Genomic DNA, 20,516 nt, shown 5'->3' on the forward strand with positions numbered 1-20,516 from the left:
GAGGGGAGAGATGTCCGGTTCGCCGCACCGTGACCGCGCACCGATCCGCCTGACCCGCCGCGGGCGCGCCGTCCTGGTCGGCCTCGCCGCCACCGTCACTCTCGTCGCCCTGTGGCTCACCGTCGGCCCCGGCGCCTTCGCCGGCGACGGCGGGCACGGCGGCCCGCCCGGTCCGGCCCGCACCGTGGTCGTCGGGCCTGGCGACACGCTGTGGGGCATCGCGTCCGCCGCCGACCCGGGCACCGATCCGCGGCGGACCGTCCAGCGCATCATGGACCTCAACGGCCTCGGCGGCGACCCCGTCGTCCGGCCCGGCCAGGAGATCCGCCTCCCCGCGGGCTGACGCCCGTCCTAGGCGGGGCGGTGCGCCGGGCCCGCGGTGCCTCCGACCAGGCGTTCTGTGATCGCCTGGGACGCTGCGTGACGACACGCCCGGGACGAAATCGAGGACGCGCGAGATGACCTGCGCGGACGTGCCGGATGTGACGCGCGAGGCGTCCGATCAGGTTGCGAAGCCCTGCGTCGAGCCGTACGGTTGACCACAACATCTAGTAGTGACACCGATGTAGTTCCCTATATATGGCGCCTACATCGGTGTAAGTCGTTGACGTCAGGGGAGGAGGGCGAACGTGCACTGCCCGTTCTGCCGCAACCCCGACACCAAAGTGATCGACAGCCGTTCCACCGACGACGGCGGCGCCATTAGGCGGCGCCGCTCGTGCGCGGAATGCGGCAAGCGATTCACGACACAGGAGAATGTGCTCGTGATGGTGGCCAAGCGCAGCGGGGTCACCGAGCCGTTCTCCCGCGAAAAGATCATCGCCGGGGTGCGCAGGGCCTGCCAGGGCCGTCCGGTCGACGAGGATGCGCTCGCGAAGCTGGGGCAGCGGGTCGAAGAGGCGATCAGGTCGTCCGGATCCGCGGAAATCCCCTCGCACGAGATCGGCCTCGCCATCCTGGGGCCCCTCGGCGAACTCGATGAGGTCGCCTATCTGCGATTCGCCTCGGTCTACCGGAGCTTCGAGTCGCTGGACGACTTCGCCAAGGAGATCGAAGCACTGCGGAAGGCCGGTTCCTCGGGGGAGCCCGGCCCGTCCCGGTAGGGACGGATCCAGCACTACACATCAGCACATTGAAGGCGCCTCCGCGCGGGCATGTCCCGTGCGGCGGCGGAGTTGTTCCTGAACAGGGCCCGGCGGAGCCCGAGAAGGGGGTAGGCCATGACGGAGACGGTGAGCGGTTCGGCGGCGCGGCGCGGCAAGGGGGGCCGCAAAGGGGTGAAGGTCGAGCGCATCTTCACCACGCCCGGCGTGCATCCGTACGACGAGATGCGCTGGGAGCGTCGTGACGTCGTCATGACCAACTGGCGGGACGGCTCGGTCAACTTCGAGCAGCGCGGCGTCGAGTTCCCCGACTTCTGGTCGCTGAACGCCGTCAACATCGTCACGTCCAAGTACTTCCGGGGCGCGATCGGCACCCCGCAGCGGGAATGGAGCCTGAAGCAGCTCGTCGACCGCGTGGTGCGGGTCTACACCGAGACCGGCCTCAAGGAGGGGTACTTCGCCTCCGACGAGGACGCCGAGATCTTCGACCACGAACTGAAGTACGCCCTCGCGCACCAGCTCTTCAGCTTCAACTCGCCGGTCTGGTTCAACGTCGGCACGAAGAGCCCGCAGCAAGTCTCTGCGTGTCTTACGTACGATTCGTTGGTCAGCACCCCTGCCGGCCTCATTCCGATCGGAAAGCTGGTCGAGGACGACGCCGTCGGCACCAAGGTGTACGACGCATCCGGCCTCACCCGCATCGTCGCCACCAAGGCCAACGGCGTTCGGGACGTCCTGCGAATCCACACCAAGGCCGGCTACACCCTTGACGTCACTCCCGACCACCTCGTGTGGAGGGCCTCTGGCGAGGGCACGGGCCGTTTTGCCGAGGCGGGAGAGCTGAAGGTCGGCGACCAGCTCGAATGGCACCGGCGCGACGCCTTCGGCGAGGCGGAGATCTCCCCACGCGAGATGTCGGAGGCCGCCCTGGCGGGGTGGTTGCAGTCCGACGGCTTCGTGGGACGTTACGAGACCGGCACGAACCGTTCGCTGACCGTCGAGGCCATGACCGTGACCGACGCCGAACTGGAGTGGGTAGCAGGTCACCTCGACGTTGTCTTCCCCGGTGTCCACCGCCACGAGCGCAGCGTCGAGACGCAGGACCCCGCCCTCGACTGCCGTCGTACTCGGCTCTACGGCAAGGTTCTGGAGGACTACGTCCGCGAATGGGGGCTCATGGCGCGAGGCGTCGACATGGCCGTCCCCGAGCGCCTCTTCACCGCACCACTCCCGACCGTCGCCTGCTACCTCCGCAGCATCTTCCAGGCCGAGGGGTTCGTGTCCGCGCGCGAGTCCTCCACGGTCATCGAGGTCGACATGATCTCGGAGCAGCTGATCCGGGGTATGCAGCGTCTCCTGCTGCGCTTCGGCATCTTCTCCCGGGTGGGGGTCAAGAAGCCGAACCGCCCGGACCAGAAGCCCTGCTGGACGCTCCGCATTCAGAACGCGGGGGACCGCCGGATCTTCGCGGACGAGATCGGCTTCATCGACCCGGCCAAGGCGCTCAAGATGCACCAGGGCTTCGAGAAGCCGGGACGCCCGGCCCATCCGGTCAAGCGGCTGGAGATCGCCAAGATCGAGAAGCTCGGCGCGATGGACGTCTATGACATCCAGACCGAGAGCGGCGAGTTCCTCTGCGACAACATCCGGGTGCACAACTGCTTCATCCTGTCGGTGGACGACACGATGGAGTCGATTCTCGACTGGTACAAGGAAGAGGGCGTCATCTTCAAGGGCGGCTCCGGCGCCGGCCTGAACCTCTCCCGCATCCGCTCCAGCAAGGAACTGCTCTCCTCCGGCGGCACCGCGAGCGGCCCCGTCTCCTTCATGCGCGGCGCCGACGCGTCCGCCGGGACGATCAAGTCGGGCGGCGCGACCCGCCGCGCCGCGAAGATGGTCGTGCTCGACGTCGACCACCCCGACGTCGAGGAGTTCATCGCGACCAAGGCGCGCGAGGAGGACAAGATCCGCGCGCTGCGCGACGCCGGGTTCGACATGGACCTCGGCGGCAAGGACATCGGCAGCGTCCAGTACCAGAACGCCAACAACTCCGTCCGCGTGTCGGACGAGTTCATGCAGGCCGTGGAGTCCGGCGGCGAGTTCGGGCTGCGCGCCCGGATGACCGGCGAGGTCATCGAGACCGTCAAGGCCAAGGAGCTGTTCCGGCTCATGGCGAAGGCCGCCTGGGAGTGCGCCGACCCCGGCATCCAGTACGACGACACGATCAACGACTGGCACACCAACCCCGAGACCGGCCGCATCACCGCGTCCAACCCGTGCTCGGAGTACATGAGCCTGGACAACTCGTCCTGCAACCTCGCGAGCATCAACCTGCTCAAGTTCCTCACGGACGCGGGCACGTTCGACGTCGCCAGGTTCGTGAAGCTCACCGAGCTGATCATCACGGCGATGGACATCTCGATCACCTTCGCCGACTTCCCGACGACGAAGATCGCCGAGACGACCCGCGACTACCGGCAGCTCGGCATCGGCTACGCCAACCTGGGCGCGCTGCTGATGGCGACGGGGCACGCCTACGACTCCGAGGGCGGCCGGACCATCGCCGCCGCGATCACGTCGCTGATGACGGGCGTCGCCTACAAGCGGTCGGCGGAGCTCGCCGGCGTCGTCGGCCCGTACGCCGGCTACGCGCGCAACGCCGAGGCGCACAAGCGCGTCATGCGCAAGCACGCCGCCGCCAACGACGGCATCCGCACGCTGGACGAGATGGACAAGGCGCTCCACACCGCCGCCGCCAAGCAGTGGGCGGACTGCCTGAAGGCCGGCGAGAAGCACGGCTACCGCAACGCCCAGGCCAGCCTCCTCGCGCCGACCGGCACGATCGGCCTGATGATGGACTGCGACACCACCGGCATCGAGCCCGACCTCGCGCTGATGAAGTTCAAGAAGCTCGTCGGCGGCGGGTCCATGCAGATCGTCAACCACACGGTGCCGCGCGCCCTGGAGAAGCTCGGCTACCAGCAGGAGCAGATCGAGGCGATCGTCGAGTACATCGCCGAGCACGGCCACGTGGTGGACGCGCCCGGCCTGCGCCCCGATCACTACGAGGTGTTCGACTGCGCGATGGGCGAGCGGGCGATCAGCCCGATGGGCCACGTCCGGATGATGGCGGCCGTCCAGCCGTTCCTGTCCGGCGCGATCTCCAAGACGGTCAACATGCCGGAGAAGGCCACCATCGAGGACATCGAGAAGGTGTACTTCGAGGGCTGGCGGCTCGGCCTGAAGGCCCTGGCGATCTACCGCGACAACTGCAAGGTCGGCCAGCCCCTGTCGGCCGCTGGCAAGAAGGAGAAGGAGGAGCCGGCCGAGACGCTGGTGCCGCGCCCGGTCCGGCGGCGGCTGCCGAAGCAGCGCCCCGCGACCGTCACCCGCTTCTCCGTCGCCGGCGCCGAGGGCTACATGACCGCCTCGTCCTACCCGGACGACGGCGTCGGCGAGGTCTTCCTCAAGCTCGGCAAGCAGGGCTCCACCCTCGCCGGCGTGATGGACGCCTTCTCCATGGCGATCTCCATCAGCCTGCAGTACGGCGTCCCGCTGGAGACGTGGGTGGAGAAGTTCACCAACATGCGGTTCGAGCCCGCCGGCATGACCGACGACCCCGACATCCGCATGGCGACCTCGGTGATGGACTACATCTTCCGCCGCCTGGCGCTGGACCACCTCCCCTACGAGGAGCGCGCGGGCCTCGGCATCTTCACCGCCGGCGAGCGCGCGATGCAGGCCAACGGCGAGGACCCGGCCGCCCTGCACGGCGAGGACGAGGTCGACCACGAGTCGCTCGCCCAGTCCGCCGCGATCACGCCGCCGGCCGCCCCGGCGCCGGCCCCGGCACACGAGGCGCACTCGTCCGTGGAGGCCATCGAGAGCCGCCAGGGCCGCACCGCCGACGCGCCGCTGTGCCTGACCTGCGGCACGAAGATGCGCCCCGCGGGCAGCTGCTACGTCTGCGAAGGCTGCGGCTCCACCAGCGGCTGCAGCTGATCCAGGACGGAATCGCATCCGACGCAGCATTCCGCTTGATCGGACGCGACTGAAACAGCAGGTCATGAGGGGGAGCCGATACCTATCGGCTCCCCCTCATGCGCGTTCGGGTGATCATTGGGCATGGTCTCGGATGAGTACTACGTTCTCAACGCCCTCAAAGTCAGGTTCAGCGACGGTGCCGCCGTGTGCGCCGCCGCGGCGGCCGAGCTGGCCGCCCTGCGCGTGGAACACGCCGAGGAGTTCGAGCTACAGCGGTACTTCACGGCCCGGACGGACGTTCCCGCCAATGCTCTGATCTGGCTGACCAGCCCGACCCGGCTGAAGTATCTCTACGGCGGCCTTGACGTTGAGGCTGAGGGCCAGTTCTTCGCCCAAGGGGACCACCTTGGGCCAGTTCCACCCGCGGAGGACCCGCTCGGAGCCTTCTGGAGCAAGGTCCGATGGCAACTCGACGATCCGGAACCGGCGTCGGACACGCCCACGATGCGGCTGGCCAGCGCCGTTGAAGACGCGGAAGCAGGGACGTTCGTCATCGGGCTGGCCGAGCACCCCGATGGCACCGGTCAAGCACTGCTGTTCATGTGCCGGGCGGCCCCCGAATCGGAGAGCCGCCGTGATGCTGAGACCTACTGCTTGTCAACCGACTCCGGAGCCGTCCACTACGGAGGGGTGCGCGAGTGCGTCCTGGAGGGGCGGACGCTGCGGCTCAGGCTGACCCGCGCGGCGGCCCGCGATCTGGAGATCGGCCCAGACCTCACCATCGCGCTCGAATTCGAGGACGGGGCGCTGGACGAACTTCGCGGCGGTCTTCGGAGAGTGCTGACTACAGGGCCCCGCCGGGACCGGCCGAAGAAGCTGGAGGTCTGACGACGGCGGTGAGGTCAGGGGGTGTCGGGTTTGTCGTTGGCGGCGGGCTTGATGGGCTGGGTGGTTGAGGCGCGGCGGCGCGGGGATTTGCGGCGGCCGGCTACCAGGAGATCGTTGTCGGAGGCTTCGGGTGCCGGCTTCTCCGGGGTCTCGGCCGGTTCCGGGACTGAGGGTTTTGGGGTGCGGCGGGGCTTTTTCGGGGGCTTCAGTTCGGCCTGGCGGAGGGATTCGACGAAGCTTGCGGTGTCTTCCTCGTCGTCGGGGACTCGGCCTCGCTTGCCGATGATCCACTGGTCGAGGGTGAGGCGGCCGCCGCCGCCCGCGGCGAACACGAGGCTCGCCATGCCGAGGGCCAGGACGAGTTCGTAGCCGTTGCGGAGCGTCCCGCCGTCCACCACGAACAGGCCCTGGTCGGCGTGGACGAAGATGAACGCGCCGGCCATGTCGAGGAACAGCAGGGCGCCGGCGACGGGCAGGCCGAGCCCGGCGATGAGGGCCGCGCCGCCGAGCAGTTCGACGAACGCGGAGTAGACGGCGGCGGCGGTGGGCAGCGGCACGCCGAGGTCGTCGAACGTGCGGCCGGTCGCGGTGATGCCCGCCTCGATCTTCTGCCAGCCGTGCGCCATGAACACGATGCCGACGCCGAGCCGCGCGAGGACTGCCACGACGTCGTAGAGCGGCCGAGAGCGCATGCCGTCGACTCCTTCAACACGGGGATGGGGCCCGATCAGACGGAGAGTATGACGGCAGGGCGGGAGATATCGCGAACGTCGCAGGTGGGGGCTATGGTCGGTGGGTGAAAAGGCACAAGTACGAAGTGTCGGTCGCCTGGACGGGGGACACCGGGTCGGGGACGAGTTCCTACCGCGCGTACGAGCGGGCGCATGAGGTCCGCGCGGAGGGCAAGCCGCCCATCGCGGGCAGTTCCGATCCCGGTTTCCGCGGTGACCCCGCGCGGTGGAATCCCGAGGAACTGCTCGTCGCCTCGCTGTCGCAGTGCCACATGCTGTGGTTCCTTCATCTGTGCGCCGTCGAGAAGCTCGTGGTGACCGGTTATGAGGACCGTCCGCAGGGCGTCATGGTCGAGACGCCGGATGGCGGCGGACGTTTTGAAGAGGTCGTCCTGCGGCCTCGGGTGACGCTGGCCGACCCCGGGCAGGCCGAGCGGGCGGCCGAGTTGCACGAGAAGGCGCATGAGCTCTGCTTCATCGCCAACTCGGTCAATTTTCCCGTCCGCCTCGAGGCGGTCTGGGAGTAGGTCAGCGGGTCCGGCCGCGGGGCTTCAGCGGCGTCGGCGGCATGGCGGGCGCGGCGAGGCGGTCGCCGTGGTAGCCGTGCACCGCGCCGAAGCGGTCGCCCGTCGCCCAGTCCTCGCGGGCCTGGGCGATCTCCTCGCCGGCGCGGGCGATGAAGTTCCACCACATCACGAGCTTCTCCTCGAACGGTTCGCCGCCGAGGAGGAGGAAGCCGCCCGCCTCGTCGGCCCGTACCCGCAGCTCGCGGCGGCCGCAGCCGAGGTAGAGCATCGAGCCGGGCTCCACCCGCTCGCCGTCGATGTCGAGGACGCCGGACATGGTGAGCGCCGCGTACTCGAAGTCCGGCTCGACCGGTACGCGCACGTCGGCGCCGTCGTCCAGCGCGATGTCGGCGCCCATGATGGGCGTGAACGTCGTGCCGGGGGACGCGGCCCCGTCCAGTTCGCCCAGGAGCAGGGTGGCGGTGAAGCCGGGCGCGGCCACCACCGGCAGGTCGGCGTGGAACTCCCAGCCGGGGTCGGTGTGCCGGTGGACGTCGGGGAGCGCGACCCACAACTGGGCGCCGTGCAGGATCGAGGAGTGATCGCGCGGCGACTCCTCCGAGTGGGAGATGGCGCGTCCGGCGGTCATCAGCCCGAGCTGCCTCGGGCGGATGGTCTGCAGGCTGCCGAGGCTGTCGCGGTGCAGGACCTCGCCGCCGTGCAGCCAGCTCACCGTCTGCAGCCCGATGTGCGGATGCGGCGGCACCTGCATGCCGGGCCGGTCGGTGATGTCGTCCGGCCCGTAGTGGTCGACGAAGCACCACGCGCCCACCATCCGCCGCCCCAGGCTGGGCAGCAGCCGCCGGACGAACGTGCTCTCGCCCAGCGGGACCCGCCGCGGCGGCAGCAGCTCGTGGACGGGTCCTCCCGCCACGTCGTCGCGCCCGCCGCACGCGACCGGCTTCGGCCGGACATCGAGATTGCTCACCGGAACCACCCTCCCCGCGACACCGTCCCTTAACGATGCCCTACCGGCCGCGCCGTCGAACCTCACGGAATGGCCCGTGCGCGCGCCGGGTTCACATGATTGTGATGCACGGTGAGTACAAGGTCCCCGGCGGCAAGCTCGTGGTCGCCGACGTCGACGTCGTGGACGGCCTTCTGCGCGAGCCCCGGATCAGCGGCGACTTCTTCCTGGAACCCGACGAGGCCCTGGACGCGATCAACGGCGTCCTCGACGGGCTGCCCGCCGCGCTGGACGCCAGGGCGATCGGCGTCCGCGTCCAGGCGGCGCTGCCGCGCGGCACGGTGATGCTCGGCCTCACCGCGGAGGCGGTGGGGATCGCGGTGCGGCGGGCCATCACCCGGGCGTCGGACTGGCGCGACCACGACTGGCGGCTGATCCACGAGCCGCCGCAGGAACCGGCCCTGCACATGGCGCTCGACCAGGTGCTCGCCGAGGAGGTCGGCGCGGGGCGCCGTCCGCCGACGCTGCGGGTGTGGGAGTGGGCGTCGCCCGCGGTGGTCATCGGCAGCTTCCAGTCGCTGCGCAACGAGGTCGACGCCGCGGCGGCCGGGAGGCACGGGGTGGAGGTGGTGCGGCGCATCAGCGGCGGCGGCGCCATGTTCATCGAACCCGGCAACACGATCACCTACTCGCTGTACGCGCCGCAGACGCTGGTGGCGGGCATGTCGTTCGCGGAGAGTTACGCGTTCCTGGACGACTGGGTGCTCGGCGCGCTCGGCGAGCTCGGGATCCGGGCCTGGTACCAGCCGCTGAACGACATCACCTCCGACAACGGCAAGATCGCGGGCGCGGCGCAGAAGCGGCTCGCGTCCGGCGCGGTGCTGCACCACGTCACGATGGCCTACGACATCGACGCCGCGAAGATGACGCAGGTCCTGCGGATCGGCCGGGAGAAGATCTCCGACAAGGGCATCGTGAGCGCGGTCAAGCGGGTGGACCCGCTGCGGCGGCAGACCGGCCTGCCCCGCGAGGAGATCATCGACCGGATGATCGCCCACTTCCGGACCCGGTACGGTCTGACCGGGGACCGGGTGCGCGAGGACGAGCTGCGGCTGGCCGGCAAGTACGTCGCCGACAAGTTCGCCACCCCGGCGTGGACGGCCCGCATCCCCTGACGGGCATCGGGCCGGAACCATGGGGCGCCGCCGTGCGTCCTCCCCTCAGGGCAGGTCGCGGGGGTGGTGCGGCACGCCGTAGGTTGGGTCACGTCGGCCGATGATGAGGAGCGTTCATGTCGATGCAGAAGGGCGCCAACACCGCGGTGCCGGTTCCCGCGGTGCGGGTCGAGCTGGGCTGGCAGGCCGGTCCCGGCGTGCCCGACGCGGACGCGTCGGCGCTCCTGGTGACCGAGAGCGGCCGGGTGCGCTCGGACGACGACTTCGTCTTCTACAACCAGCCGGGGCACGCGTCCGGCGCGGTGCGGCACGAGGGCAAGCAGCAGGGGCCGACCGTGCTGGACGTCCTGGGCGTGGACCTGAACCGGGTCGAGCCCGCCATCGAGAAGATCGTCATCGCGGCGTCCTCGGACGGCGGGACGTTCGGCCAGTTCCAGGGCCTGTACGTGCGGGTGGTGGACGCGGCCGGCGGCGCGGAGGTCGCCCGGTTCGACAGCCAGGGCGCCACCACCGAGACCGCCTTCGTCCTCGGCGAGCTGTACCGGCGGCAGGGCGCCTGGAAGTTCCGCGCGATCGGCCAGGGCTACGACTCGGGGCTCGGCGGCCTGGCCACCGACTTCGGCATCTCGGTCGACGACCCGGGTCAGGCGGCGCCGCCGCCCCCGCCCGCGCAGCCGCAGGCACCGGTCCCGCCGGCGCCGCCGCAGCCGCAGCCGCAGTACGCGCCGCCGCCTCCCGGCCAGTACGCGCCGCCCCCGCCGCCCCCGGGCGGCCAGTACGCGCCCCCGCCCCCTCCCGGCCAGTACGCCCCGCCCCCGCCGCCGCCCGGCGGGCAGTACACGCCGCCTCCGCCCGGTGGCCAGTTCGCGCCGCCGCCTCCGCCCGGCGGCCAGTACGCTCCGCCGCCCCCGCCCGGCCAGTACGCGCCCCCGCCGGGGCCGCAGCAGCCGCAGCAGCCGCAGCAGCAGGGCGGCAAGATCTCGCTGACGAAGAACGCGCCGTCGGTGTCGCTCACCAAGCACGGCGCGACGGGCGGCCACATGCGCGTCAACCTCAACTGGACGGCGCGCGAGGGCGCCGCGAAGGGGCGCCTCGGCAAGCGCCGCCGCGGCGTCGACCTCGACCTCGACCTGTGCTGCCTGTGGGAGCTGCAGGACGGCCGCAAGGGCATCATCCACGCGATCGGCGACATGGGCGCGCTGGACCGCGCGCCGTTCGTCCAGCTCGACAAGGACGACCGCACCGGCGCCATCGAGTCGGGCGAGAACCTCCACATCAACCTCGACCACACCAGGGACTTCAAGCGGATCCTGGTGTTCGCCGAGATCTACGAGGGCGCCGACGACTTCCGCGGCCTGGACGCGATCGCCACGCTGTTCCCGGTGGGCGCGCCGCCGATCGAGATGCGGATGGACGACTGCATGGACGCCTCCCGCGACGCGGTCCTGGCGCTCATCGAGAACGTGAACGGCGAGCTGGTCGTCCGCCGCGAGGGCCGGTTCGTCCTGCCACCGCCCGGCCGCCCGCGCTGGGGCAAGATGGCCGTCGACCAGGCCTACGCCTGGAACCTGGAGTGGGTCGCCTCGCGCGGCAAGGACTGACCGACCCGCCGGTTCGCGCATGTGCTCGCGACGGGCCCGGAATGTTGGCTGATCATGCCGATTGTCCCGGGCCCGGCGGGGGCGGTAGGAACGATCGCATGAGCACTCAGCGGCAGTATCCGGTCGTCCCGGCACCCCGTTTCGACGTCCCGGCGGCGGAGGCGGCACGGCGCGCCGAGGCGTTCGCCGACACGATGGCGCTGCGCCGCACGGTGCGGGACTTCGCCGGCCGCCCGGTGCCGCCGGACGTCATCGAGCACGCGATCCGGGCGGCGGCGACCGCGCCGAGCGGCGCGAACCTGCAGCCGTGGCGGTTCGTGGTCGTCACCGATCCCGAGCGCAAGAGGCGGCTCAGAAGGGCGGCCGAGGACGCGGAGCGCGAGTTCTACGAGCGGCGCGCCTCCCCGGAATGGCTGGACGCGCTGGCCCCGCTGGGCACCGACTGGCGCAAGCCGTTCCTGGAGGACGCCCCGGCGGTCATCGTCGTCTTCGAAGTACACAAGGGCCCGGAGACACCGCGTCCGTACTACGTGAAGGAGTCCGTCGGCATCGCCGTCGGTTTCCTGCTGGCCGGGCTCCACCAGGCCGGGCTCGCGACCCTCACGCACACGCCGAGCCCCATGCGGTTCCTGAACGAGGTGTGCGAGCGCCCGCAGGAGGAACGCGCCTACGTCGTGATCCCCGTCGGCTATCCGGCGGACGAGGCGATGGTGCCCGACATCACCCGCAAGCCGGTGGACGAGGTCATCGTCCGCATATGACCGGCGTTCACGCGGCCTTGAGCTGGTCGGCCAGCTTCTTGTCGTGGGCGACCCGCACCAGGGCGGCGGTGAACCGGGCGAGGTCCTTGTCCGGGACCTCCTTGGCGAGTTGGCCGGCGTCGGTCGAAAGGCCGAGCCGGTCGGCGCCCTTCTTCACCTGGTCGTCGATGTAGGGGCGGAGCCACGGCCAGATGGCCTGGGCCTCGCGGCAGAAGATGTCCGCGCCGGTGGGGCCGATGCCGGGGAACTCCTGGAGCAGGCCGGCGGCCTTCCCGGTGTCGCGCCCCGATTCGATGGCGAGGCGCCGCAGGTCGCCCTTGTACCTGTCCTGGACGATCTCGGCGGTGTCGCCCAGCCGTGACGCGGTGGACTCGTCGTAGCGGACGTAGTGGCCGCGCCCGAGCGCGTCCACCCGGTCCTGCCAGGACAGTCTGCCCATGCCGCGCGCCGTTCCGCCGCCGGCCTCGAAGAGCTCGCGGGCGGCGGAGACCGCGATCTCCGCCGAGATGCGCGCGCTCAGCAGGTTGGCCAGGACGAGCAGCTTGAACAGTGCGGCCGGCTGGTCCTTGAGCGTTATGCCGGCCTCCTCGGCGAACGTCCGGCCGGACTCGCGCAGCAGCTTCCTCACGACGGCATCCATGGCATGTACCTCCCGTGGATGGCGCCTACCCGGCCGGCGGGCGATGACTCACGGGAGGCCGATTCACAGAAGGCTGAGCTGGCCTTCCCCGGCGAGGGGGTCGCGGTGCTTCTTCAGGTGCCGCCAGCGCGGAAGGTCGTCCAGGTACGACCAGGACATCCGGTGGTGGGGTGTGGGCCCCTGCTCTTCGAGGGCCTTCTGGTGGACGGGCGACGGATACCCGGCACTGTCGGCGAACGCGTATCCGGGGAATTCGCCGTCCAGCCCTGCCATCAGCCGGTCGCGGTGGACTTTCGCCAGGACGGAGGCGGCCGCGACCGTGACCGACCTCTGGTCGGCCTTGACCTCGCACCGCACGCGCCAGGGACGGCCCAGGAAATCGTGCTTGCCGTCCAGGATGACCACATCGGGCTGGACGGGCAGCGACTCCAGCGCGCGGACGGCGGCGCGCCGCAGCGCCTCCGTCATGCCGACCTCGTCGATCTCCTCAGGGGACGACGCGCCGATGGCGTGCCCGGTGAGCCATCCGGGAAGCACGCCGGCGAACGATTCGCGGTGCGCCTGGGTGAGGAGTTTGGAGTCCGTGAGCGCGACGGTCCTCTTACCGCGCCCCTGCAGGACGGGCGGCGGGGTCAGGTCGGTGACCGCGGCGCACACCACGACGGGGCCCGCCCAGGCGCCGCGGCCGACCTCGTCCACCCCGGCGATCGTGACCGGACGCGCCGCGTGGAGCTCATCCTCGATCTCGTAGCCCGCGGCACGGGATGTCCCCGCGGAACGGGCGGGGGCGGCGCCGAGTCCCGGCAGGGCGTCGGTGGGGCCGGTCGGGTCGCTCGGGTGGGTCAAGGAGGCTCCTCAGGGACGGACGAACGCGGCGATCGCGTGGCCGAGCCGTTCCCCGTCGTCCTCCTGGAGGAAGTGGCCCGCGCCGTCGATCGTAGGGTGCTCGATGCCCCGCGCGCCGGGAACCAGCTGCTCGAACAGCGGGGCCATCGCTCCGGTGATGGGGTCCTTGTCGCTGAACGCCACCAGGAACGGCTTGTCCCACGCGCGCAGGACGTCCCAGGCGTCGCGGTTGGGCTGCGCCTCCGGGTCGCCGGGCTCGGCCGGGACGAGCGCGGGCATGGCGCGCGGCCCCGCCTTGAACGACTCGTCGGGGAACGGCGCGTCGTAGGCGGCGCGCACGTCGCCGGACAGGGTGGTGCGGCATCCGGAGGCGATGTTGCGGGCGATGTCGAACTCGGGCGCGGTGCGGACGGACTGGCGGAACTTCAGCCACGTCTCCGGCATCGGGAAGTCGCCCGTGGGCAGTCCGGTGTTGGCGGCGACGACGCGGGAGAACCGGTCCTGGTGCGCGGTCACCAGGCGCAGGCCGATGAGGCCGCCCCAGTCCTGCCCGACGAGGGTCACGTCCCGCAGGCCGAGGGCGTCGAACACCAGCGAGCGCGTCCACTCGATGTGGCGCGCGTAGGTGTGGTCGGTCATCTCGGCGGGCTTGTCCGAACGGCCGAAACCGACCAGGTCGGGCACGATGACGCGCAGCCCCGCGCCGGCCAGGACGCGCATCACGCGGCGGTAGAGGAACGACCAGCTCGGCTCGCCGTGCAGGCACAGGACGACGGGGCCGTCCGGCGGGCCCGCCTCGACGTAGGCCATCCGCAGGGTTCCGCCGCCATCCTGGGACGGGACGTCGGCGTAGCGCGGTTCGTAGGGGAAGTCCGGGAGGTCGCCGAAGCGTTCGTCGGGCGTACGCAGGATCCGCATCGGCCCATCATGGCAGCGGCCCGCGGGCGCGGGTCAGAGCCAGCCGTTGCGCCGCGCGGTGCCGACCGCCTCGATGCGGTTGCGCGTCCCGGTCTTGCCGATCGCGGCGGACAGGTAGTTGCGGACGGTGCTCTCCGACAGGTGCAGGCGCCCGGCGATGTCGGCGATGGTCGACCCGTCGGCCGCGGCCGCCAGCACGTCCCGCTCCCGGCCGGTCAGCGGGTTCGGGCCCACCGACAGCGCCGCCGCCGCCAGCGCCGGGTCGACGACCCGCTCCCCGGCCAGGATGCGCCGCAGGGCCGCGACCAGGTCCTCGATGGGGCCGTCCTTGACCAGGAACCCGCTCGCCCCGGCGTCCATGGCGCGGCGCAGGTAGCCGGGTCGCCCGAACGTTGTGACGATCAGCACCTTGCAGGCGGGCAGCTCGCGGCGCAGGTCGGCGGCCACGTCGAGGCCGCTGCGGCCGGGCATCTCGATGTCGAGCACGGCGACGTCGGGGACGGTCCGCAGCGCCTCCGGCAGCACCCGCGCGCCGTCGCCGACCTCGGCGACGACCTCGACGTCCTCCTCCAGGCCGAGCAGCAGGGCGAGCGCGCCCCGCATCATGCCCTGGTCCTCGGCGAGCAGAACCCTGATCACACCGCTCATTGTCCACCCGCGCCCGTCCGCAGGGGGACCTCGACCACGAGCCGGAAGCCGCCGCCGGGCGCGGGACCGGCCTCGACGGTCCCTTCGGCCGCCGCCAGCCGTTCGGCGAGGCCGCGCAGCCCGAGGCCACCGCCGCCGCCACTGCCGCCGCTCGTCGCGCCCTTGCCCGCTCCGTCGTCCAGCACCGTCAGGGCGGCCGTCCGCTCGTCGGCGCGGACCGTGATCTCGCAGTGCGCGGCGCCGCTGTGCCGGATCACGTTCGTGACCCCCTCGCGCACGGCCCAGCCGAGCAGCGCGTCCGCGTCGGGCGGCGGCGCGGGCCCGGTGCGCCGGACGGCGGCGTCGACACCGGCGTCCGACAGCGCCGTCCGGGCGGCGTCCAGCTCGCCGGCCAGGCCGCGGCCGCGGTAGCCGCCGACCGCCTGCCGCACCTCGTCCAGCGCCCGGCGTCCGACGGTCTCGATGTCGGCGGCCTGCTCGGCGGCCACCGCCGGGTCGCGCGCGGCGACGCGGCGCACCGCCTGGGCCTTGACCACCATGAGCGACAGCGTGTGGCCGAGCAGGTCGTGCAGGTCGCGGGAGAAGCGCAGCCGCTCGCGGGCCACGGCCGCCTCGGCGAGCTCCTCGCGGGCGTCGCGGAGCATGCCGATGACGGTGAACAGCCGCAGGATGACCGCGGTCACCACGCCCGCTGTCGCGGTGCCGTACCAGTTCGCGACGAGGGCGCCGGCGTCCTCGCCGCCCGCCCAGCCCACCAGGACGCCGAGGGCCGACACGCCGCCGATGCCGATGAGCATCGGAAGCTCCGGCCCGCGCCCGTTCCGCGGCATGTGCCCGACGAGGACGCCGGCGGCGAGCCCGAGCAGCGGGAACATCGTGAACCAGTGGCCGTGGAAGGCCAGTGACGCGGCGGACGCGACGCCCGCTTCGGCGACCAGCAGCACGATCGGCACCCGTATCGGGACGCGCCCGTCGAACGAGGTCCGGATCACGGCGACGTGCAGGAGCGCGAAGCCCAGCAGCGCGGCGACGGCGAGCCACACGGGGTGCGCGCCGCCGTCGGCGACGTCCCACAGGGGCCACACCAGGACGATGAGCCAGAACACGAAGGCGTGGCCGCCCGGCCCGTCGCGGTCGACCTTCTCCAGGTCGAGGTCGGGAACACGCCGGTGCGGAGCGCCCTTCCAGGAGATCACCCGTCGTTCTCCATCATCCTCACGAAACCACGGTATGACGGTGCCGCCGTGCCCAGGGCCGCCGTGCCCAGGGCCGCCGTGCCCAGGGCCGCCGTTCACGGGGTGCGGGCCGAGCGCCGGTAGCAGTAGGCGGCGAACACGGCGAACACGGCGGCCCACGCCAGGAGGAGCGCGGCACCGGTGATCGTCGGGGCGTGCCCGTCGGTGACGCGCCAGGACAGCTCCCCGTACCGGTTGATCGGCGTGGCGGCGGCGATGTGCTGCAGCCACTCGGGGAACCGGGCGATCGGCACCCACAGGCCGCCCAGCAGGGACAGGCCCATGTAGCAGGTCAGCGCCGCCATCTGCGCCTGCTGCGCGGAGAGCAGGTAGCCGAGGCCGATCCCGAGGACCGCCATCGGCGCGATGCCCGCCCAGAGCAGCACGAACACGGCCGCCCACTGGCCCGCGCCGAGCGCCACATCGTTCACGAGGCCGCCGGCCAGGCAGATGGAGACGATCGGCGGCAGCGTGACGGCCATCGCGCACAGCGTCCTGCCGACGACCACCTCGGACGGCCGCAGCGGCAGCAGCCGCAGCTGCCGTATCCACCCGAGCGGCTTGTCCTCGGCGATGGACACGCCGTTGTTCAGCACGGCGCCGACCGCGCCGAACCCCGCCATGCCCACCATCGCGTACACCGCGCCCGCGTCCCCGGACCGTCCGGTGATGTCGAGGCTGGTGAAGACCAGGTACATGGTGAGCGGCGAGATCAGGCTCATGACCAGGTAGCCGGGGTCGCGCAGCAGCCGCACCATTTCGAGCCGGACGTAGCGCAGGATCATCGCACTGCCTCCTTCCGTTCGGTGAGGGCGAGGAACGCCTCCTCCAGGCCCGCCCCCGCCACCTCCAGGTTGCGGACCATCCCGGCCTCGGCCAGCGCCAGGACCGTCGCGTCCGAGTCGGTGGTGTGCAGCCGGACGCGGCCGCCGCGCACCTCGCTGCCGACCACGCCCGGCAGGCCGTCCAGCACGGTCATCGGGCCGTCCAGGTCGAAGCCGACGGTCCGGCCGGGGACCCGCCGCTTGATGGCCTCGCTGGTGCCGTCGGCGATGACGCGGCCCCGGTCGATCACGACGATCCGGTCCGCGTAGTCGTCGGCCTCCTCCAGGTAGTGGGTGGAGAACAGGATCGTCCGCCCGAGTTCGGCGTAGGAGCGCACGCTCGCCCACAGTTCGCGCCTCGCCTCGATGTCGAGGCCGGTGGTGGGCTCGTCCAGGACGAGGAGTTCGGGTGCGCCCGCCACCGCGATCGCGAACCTGACGCGCTGCGCCTGCCCGCCCGACAGCCGGTCGGCCCGCCGCCCCGCCAGGTCCGTGATGTGCGCGATCTCCATCGTCTCCGCCAGCGGTGGGACGGCCCGGCCGCGCGCCTTGGCGGCGTAGGAGCGGAGGACGAAGCCGAGCAGCTCCCGGACGGTCACCCCGCCGATCAGCCGCCCGCTCTGCGGCATGGCGCCGACGCGGCCGTCCCGCACGGCACGCTGCGGCGTCGTGCCGAGCACCCGCACGGTCCCCGCGTCGGGCGGGACGAGCCCGAGCAGCATCGCGATCGTCGTGGACTTGCCCGCGCCGTTCGGGCCGAGCAGCGCCACGGACGTCCCCCGGTCGAGGCGCAGGCCGAGCCCGTCGACCGCCCTGACCGTCCCGTAGTCCTTGACCGCGCCGGTGAACACCACGGCGGCTTCGGCGGCCGCCTCCCTCGTTCTGCCTTCCATGGTCGGGACGTTACGTATCCGGCCGGTGCCGGCAGCAGATCCGAACCTCCACTTCTGGACAGTACAAATGTCCTGGTCCCGGGACCGGTGGCGCCGCGCTCCGCACCAGGCGGGCCGGGCGGGCGGCAACGAACCGCGTGCGGGGAGTCCCGTTCCGGGCGGTCCTGCGCTTTACTCGCTTCTGATGGCTTTGTTCGGCAGGTCCCGCTCCCGCCCGGCGAAGGACGCCGCGACGCGGGATCTCTTCGAGCGCCTGCGGGTGCGCTACTTCCAGATCACGCCGGGGCTGAGGTTCCTCGGCGGGCTGTTCCTGACCGCCGTCGTGCTGGCCGCCGCGGTGGTCGCCGACGGGCCGGTCCTGGGCGCGGCGGCGTGCGCGGTGGTCCTGCTGGTCGTCGTCCACCTGACGCTGCGCTCGCCCACGGGGATGGCGGTCGTCGCGGTCATCGGGTCCTGGCTCGCGCTGTCGGTGCCCTTGGGCGGGCTCTTCCCGGACGGCGACGACCTGTCCCGCCTGAGCCCGGCACTCCTGCTGGCCGTGCTCGCCCTGCCCGTGGCGGTGGTCGCGTTCCGGCTGCGCGGCTACGCGCCGTGGAGCACGACCCTGCTCGCCCTGGCCGCCGCGGGGGTGGCGACGGCGGCGACCGCCCGGTCGCTGCCGGAGGCGAACGCGGCGCCCGGCTGGGCCGCCGCCCTGGCGGTCCTGGCCTACCGCTGGGACCGGGCCCGCCGCACGGTCCCCGCCGAGGCGTACGAGACCGGCTGGGTGCAGGAGCAGGCGAGCCCGAAGGGGGACGCCATGACCGGGCCGCGAAAGAACCCGCCCAACCTCGATAAACCGGACAAGCGGGACCGGCCCCGGCCCGACCGCCCGGCCGCAGCCGCCGGGGCGGCCGCGCAGGCTGCGCACGAGCAGCGCGCCGCCGCGCAGGCCGCCGAGGCCGTGCCCGCCCCGCCGCCCGCCCCGCCGCCGGAGCGGCGGGCGGACGCGGCGCCGGACATCTCCGTCGCCGAGGCGCTCGCCGAACTGGAGAACATGATCGGGCTGGAGCCGGTCAAGCGGCAGGTCCGCTCGATCGCCGCGTCCATCGAGGCCGCGCACATGCGGGCCGCCGCCGGCGTGCCCACCGAGAAGCCGATGCGGCACTTCGTGTTCGTCGGCCCGTCGGGGACGGGCAAGACCACCGTCGCGCGCGTGCTGGCCAAGATCTTCTACGCCTTCGGGCTGCTGCCGGAGCCGGCCCTGGTCGAGGCCCACCGGGCGGACCTCGTCGGCGAGTTCCTCGGCGCGACCGCCCTCAAGACCAACCGGCTCGTCGACTCGGCCCTGGGCGGCGTGCTGTTCATCGACGAGGCGTACAGCCTGGTCAACTCCGCCGAAGGGCAGCCCGACCGCTTCGGTGACGAGGCCGTCCAGACGCTGCTCAAGCGCGCCGAGGACGACCGCGACAACCTGGTCGTCATCCTCGCCGGATACGACGCGCAGATGGCCGAGTTCCTCGACTCCAACCCCGGGCTGGCCTCGCGCTTCGGGACGCGCGTGCACTTTCCCTCCTACCGTCCGGCCGAGCTGCTGCTGATCGCCGACTACCACACGGGCCTCCGCGAAGACCGGCTCGACCCGGAGGCCCGGCGGCGCCTCGCCGTGCGCTTCGACGAGGCCGAACGGCGCGGCATCGTCGACGAACTGGGCAACGGGCGGTTCGTCCGCTCGCTGACCGAGGCGGCGGCGCGCGCGCGGGACGTCCGCGTGGTGGACGCCGCCGCCGCGTCCGGGGGACCGGCCACGCCCAGCGCCGACGACCTCGTCACCCTCCGCGCCGAGGACGTGGAGGCCGCCTTCGCGGAGGTCACCGAGCGGTACCGCGGCTACGCCGAGACGCCGACGCTGGACGAGGCGCTCGGCTCGCTCGACGCGATGATCGGGCTGGAACCGGTGAAGCGGCAGGTACGGGAGATCGCCGCGCAGCTCCAGGTGGCCCGGATGCGGCAGGAGCAGGGCCTGGTCACCCGCCCGCCGACCCGCCACTTCGTCTTCACCGGCCCGCCGGGGACGGGCAAGACCACCGTCGCGCGCGTGCTCGGCCGCATCTTCGCCGCGGCGGGGCTGCTCGCCCGTCCCGAGGTGGTCGAGGCACAGCGCGCCGACCTCGTCGGCGAGCACCTCGGGGCGACGGCGCTCAAGACGAACAAGGTCGTGGATTCGGCGCTCGGCGGCGTCCTGTTCGTGGACGAGGCGTACGCCCTGAGCAACGCCGGATACGCCGGCGGCGACGCGTTCGGCGCCGAGGCCGTGCAGACCCTGCTCAAGCGCGCCGAGGACGACCGCGACCGGCTCGTCGTCGTCCTCGCGGGCTACGAGGCCGACATGGACCGCTTCCTCGCGTCCAACCCGGGGCTCGCGTCCCGGTTCGACGTGCGCGTCGACTTCCCGTCCTACGGGCCGGACGAGCTGCTCCGCATCGCCCAGCTCATCGCCGAGCAGGGCGGTGACCGCTGGGAGGACGGCGCCCTGGACGACCTCGCCCTCGTCTTCCAGCGCGCCTGCGGGACGGGCCGCATCGACGAGTTCGGCAACGGCCGCTTCGCCCGCTCCATGTACGAGAAGGCGTGCGCGTGCCGCGCGCTGCGGGCGGCCGGGCTGGGCGACCGGGCCACCGCCGACGACCTCACGCTCCTCACCGCGGACGACGTGCGCGACGCGTTCGCCGACCTGGCCCACCGCCTGGCCTGACGACCCCGTCCGGCCGCCGCCGTTGCGATGGTCTTCGGCGGCAGGGCGAGGGCCGTTCGCCG

At 72.1% G+C, this 20,516-nt stretch carries 18 protein-coding genes; 9 read left to right on the plus strand and 9 right to left on the minus strand.

Going from position 1 to position 20,516, the window contains the following annotated elements; all coding sequences use genetic code 11:
• Positions 1–10: 10 nt before the first annotated feature.
• From ABZ806_RS14820 to ABZ806_RS14835, 4 genes are all read left to right on the plus strand, one after another.
• Positions 11–343 (plus strand): LysM peptidoglycan-binding domain-containing protein, encoded by a 333-nt coding sequence (locus tag ABZ806_RS14820; RefSeq protein WP_500217806.1) that lies wholly within the window; start codon positions 11–13, stop codon positions 341–343.
• A 286-nt stretch (positions 344–629) separates the two neighbouring features.
• On the plus strand, positions 630–1,103 hold the full coding sequence (nrdR, locus tag ABZ806_RS14825) for a transcriptional regulator NrdR (RefSeq protein WP_067636063.1): 474 nt from the start codon (positions 630–632) through the stop codon (positions 1,101–1,103).
• 117 nt (positions 1,104–1,220) lie between these two features.
• The gene (locus ABZ806_RS14830) at positions 1,221–5,105 is read left to right on the plus strand and encodes a vitamin B12-dependent ribonucleotide reductase (RefSeq protein WP_500217807.1); all 3,885 of its coding nucleotides are present in this window, start codon (positions 1,221–1,223) and stop codon (positions 5,103–5,105) included.
• Positions 5,106–5,228: 123 nt separating this feature from the next.
• Positions 5,229–5,975, plus strand: coding sequence for an Imm10 family immunity protein (locus ABZ806_RS14835; protein WP_500217808.1), 747 nt, complete (start codon positions 5,229–5,231; stop codon positions 5,973–5,975).
• Between the two features lie 14 nt (positions 5,976–5,989).
• Here ABZ806_RS14835 and ABZ806_RS14840 read toward each other — a convergent pair whose 3' ends face one another.
• Positions 5,990–6,667 carry a DoxX family protein gene (locus ABZ806_RS14840; RefSeq protein WP_500217809.1) on the minus strand — a complete coding sequence of 226 codons (678 nt, stop codon included), beginning with the start codon at positions 6,665–6,667 and terminating at the stop codon, positions 5,990–5,992.
• A gap of 104 nt (positions 6,668–6,771) precedes the next feature.
• Here ABZ806_RS14840 and ABZ806_RS14845 point away from each other — a divergent pair, with 104 nt between their 5' ends.
• Positions 6,772–7,233 (plus strand): OsmC family protein, encoded by a 462-nt coding sequence (locus ABZ806_RS14845; protein WP_500217810.1) that lies wholly within the window; start codon positions 6,772–6,774, stop codon positions 7,231–7,233.
• 1 nt (position 7,234) lies between these two features.
• On the opposite strand, the gene ABZ806_RS14850 is transcribed toward ABZ806_RS14845, so the two are convergent.
• The gene (locus tag ABZ806_RS14850) at positions 7,235–8,200 is read right to left on the minus strand and encodes a pirin family protein (protein WP_500217811.1); all 966 of its coding nucleotides are present in this window, start codon (positions 8,198–8,200) and stop codon (positions 7,235–7,237) included.
• 104 nt (positions 8,201–8,304) lie between these two features.
• Here ABZ806_RS14850 and lplAB point away from each other — a divergent pair, with 104 nt between their 5' ends.
• The 3 genes from lplAB to ABZ806_RS14865 all read left to right on the plus strand — a co-directional run bounded on the left by lplAB (position 8,305) and on the right by ABZ806_RS14865 (position 11,716).
• On the plus strand, positions 8,305–9,354 hold the full coding sequence (gene lplAB / locus ABZ806_RS14855; RefSeq protein ID WP_500217812.1) for a lipoate-protein ligase LplAB: 1,050 nt from the start codon (positions 8,305–8,307) through the stop codon (positions 9,352–9,354).
• 116 nt (positions 9,355–9,470) lie between these two features.
• Positions 9,471–10,955, plus strand: coding sequence for a TerD family protein (locus ABZ806_RS14860; RefSeq protein WP_500217813.1), 1,485 nt, complete (start codon positions 9,471–9,473; stop codon positions 10,953–10,955).
• A 98-nt stretch (positions 10,956–11,053) separates the two neighbouring features.
• The gene (locus ABZ806_RS14865) at positions 11,054–11,716 is read left to right on the plus strand and encodes a nitroreductase family protein (RefSeq protein ID WP_500217814.1); all 663 of its coding nucleotides are present in this window, start codon (positions 11,054–11,056) and stop codon (positions 11,714–11,716) included.
• Positions 11,717–11,723: 7 nt separating this feature from the next.
• On the opposite strand, the gene ABZ806_RS14870 is transcribed toward ABZ806_RS14865, so the two are convergent.
• The 7 genes from ABZ806_RS14870 to ABZ806_RS14900 all read right to left on the minus strand — a co-directional run bounded on the left by ABZ806_RS14870 (position 11,724) and on the right by ABZ806_RS14900 (position 17,720).
• Positions 11,724–12,356: an HhH-GDP family DNA glycosylase gene (locus tag ABZ806_RS14870; protein WP_500217815.1), complete on the minus strand. Its 633-nt coding sequence runs from the start codon at positions 12,354–12,356 to the stop codon at positions 11,724–11,726.
• 63 nt (positions 12,357–12,419) lie between these two features.
• Positions 12,420–13,163, minus strand: coding sequence for a ribonuclease HII (gene rnhB / locus ABZ806_RS14875; RefSeq protein ID WP_500217889.1), 744 nt, complete (start codon positions 13,161–13,163; stop codon positions 12,420–12,422).
• A 48-nt stretch (positions 13,164–13,211) separates the two neighbouring features.
• Positions 13,212–14,120: a haloalkane dehalogenase gene (locus tag ABZ806_RS14880; RefSeq protein ID WP_500217816.1), complete on the minus strand. Its 909-nt coding sequence runs from the start codon at positions 14,118–14,120 to the stop codon at positions 13,212–13,214.
• A 33-nt stretch (positions 14,121–14,153) separates the two neighbouring features.
• Entirely contained in the window at positions 14,154–14,759 is a 606-nt protein-coding gene (locus ABZ806_RS14885; protein ID WP_500217817.1) for a response regulator transcription factor, read from the minus strand.
• A gap of 5 nt (positions 14,760–14,764) precedes the next feature.
• Entirely contained in the window at positions 14,765–15,964 is a 1,200-nt protein-coding gene (locus ABZ806_RS14890; RefSeq protein ID WP_500217818.1) for a sensor histidine kinase, read from the minus strand.
• Positions 15,965–16,059: 95 nt separating this feature from the next.
• Positions 16,060–16,788: an ABC transporter permease gene (locus ABZ806_RS14895; RefSeq protein WP_500217819.1), complete on the minus strand. Its 729-nt coding sequence runs from the start codon at positions 16,786–16,788 to the stop codon at positions 16,060–16,062.
• Complete coding sequence (locus ABZ806_RS14900; RefSeq protein WP_500217820.1) at positions 16,785–17,720, minus strand: ABC transporter ATP-binding protein; 936 nt, start codon at positions 17,718–17,720, stop codon at positions 16,785–16,787. Before ABZ806_RS14900 ends, ABZ806_RS14895 begins: the two co-directional genes overlap by 4 nt.
• A gap of 184 nt (positions 17,721–17,904) precedes the next feature.
• On the opposite strand from ABZ806_RS14900, the gene ABZ806_RS14905 reads away from it, so the two are divergent.
• Positions 17,905–20,454, plus strand: coding sequence for an AAA family ATPase (locus tag ABZ806_RS14905; protein WP_500217821.1), 2,550 nt, complete (start codon positions 17,905–17,907; stop codon positions 20,452–20,454).
• Positions 20,455–20,516 lie beyond the last annotated feature (62 nt).

The sequence above is a fragment of the Spirillospora sp. NPDC047418 genome (genome assembly GCF_040643275.1).
Taxonomy (GTDB): Bacteria; Actinomycetota; Actinomycetes; order Streptosporangiales; family Streptosporangiaceae; genus Spirillospora.

Bases quoted from the DNA above. Each gene is read 5' to 3' on its own strand.
- ABZ806_RS14820 (WP_500217806.1), top strand. From the start codon at position 11: ATGTCCGGTTCGCCGCACCGTGACCGCGCACCGATCCGCCTGACCCGC.
- ABZ806_RS14830 (WP_500217807.1), top strand. From the start codon at position 1,221: ATGACGGAGACGGTGAGCGGTTCGGCGGCGCGGCGCGGCAAGGGGGGC.
- ABZ806_RS14835 (WP_500217808.1), top strand. From the start codon at position 5,229: ATGGTCTCGGATGAGTACTACGTTCTCAACGCCCTCAAAGTCAGGTTC.
- ABZ806_RS14840 (WP_500217809.1), bottom strand. From the start codon at position 6,667: ATGCGCTCTCGGCCGCTCTACGACGTCGTGGCAGTCCTCGCGCGGCTC.
- lplAB (WP_500217812.1), top strand. From the start codon at position 8,305: ATGCACGGTGAGTACAAGGTCCCCGGCGGCAAGCTCGTGGTCGCCGAC.
- ABZ806_RS14860 (WP_500217813.1), top strand. From the start codon at position 9,471: ATGTCGATGCAGAAGGGCGCCAACACCGCGGTGCCGGTTCCCGCGGTG.
- ABZ806_RS14865 (WP_500217814.1), top strand. From the start codon at position 11,054: ATGAGCACTCAGCGGCAGTATCCGGTCGTCCCGGCACCCCGTTTCGAC.
- ABZ806_RS14870 (WP_500217815.1), bottom strand. From the start codon at position 12,356: ATGGATGCCGTCGTGAGGAAGCTGCTGCGCGAGTCCGGCCGGACGTTC.
- ABZ806_RS14880 (WP_500217816.1), bottom strand. From the start codon at position 14,120: ATGCGGATCCTGCGTACGCCCGACGAACGCTTCGGCGACCTCCCGGAC.
- ABZ806_RS14895 (WP_500217819.1), bottom strand. From the start codon at position 16,788: ATGATCCTGCGCTACGTCCGGCTCGAAATGGTGCGGCTGCTGCGCGAC.
- ABZ806_RS14900 (WP_500217820.1), bottom strand. From the start codon at position 17,720: ATGGAAGGCAGAACGAGGGAGGCGGCCGCCGAAGCCGCCGTGGTGTTC.
- ABZ806_RS14905 (WP_500217821.1), top strand. From the start codon at position 17,905: ATGGCTTTGTTCGGCAGGTCCCGCTCCCGCCCGGCGAAGGACGCCGCG.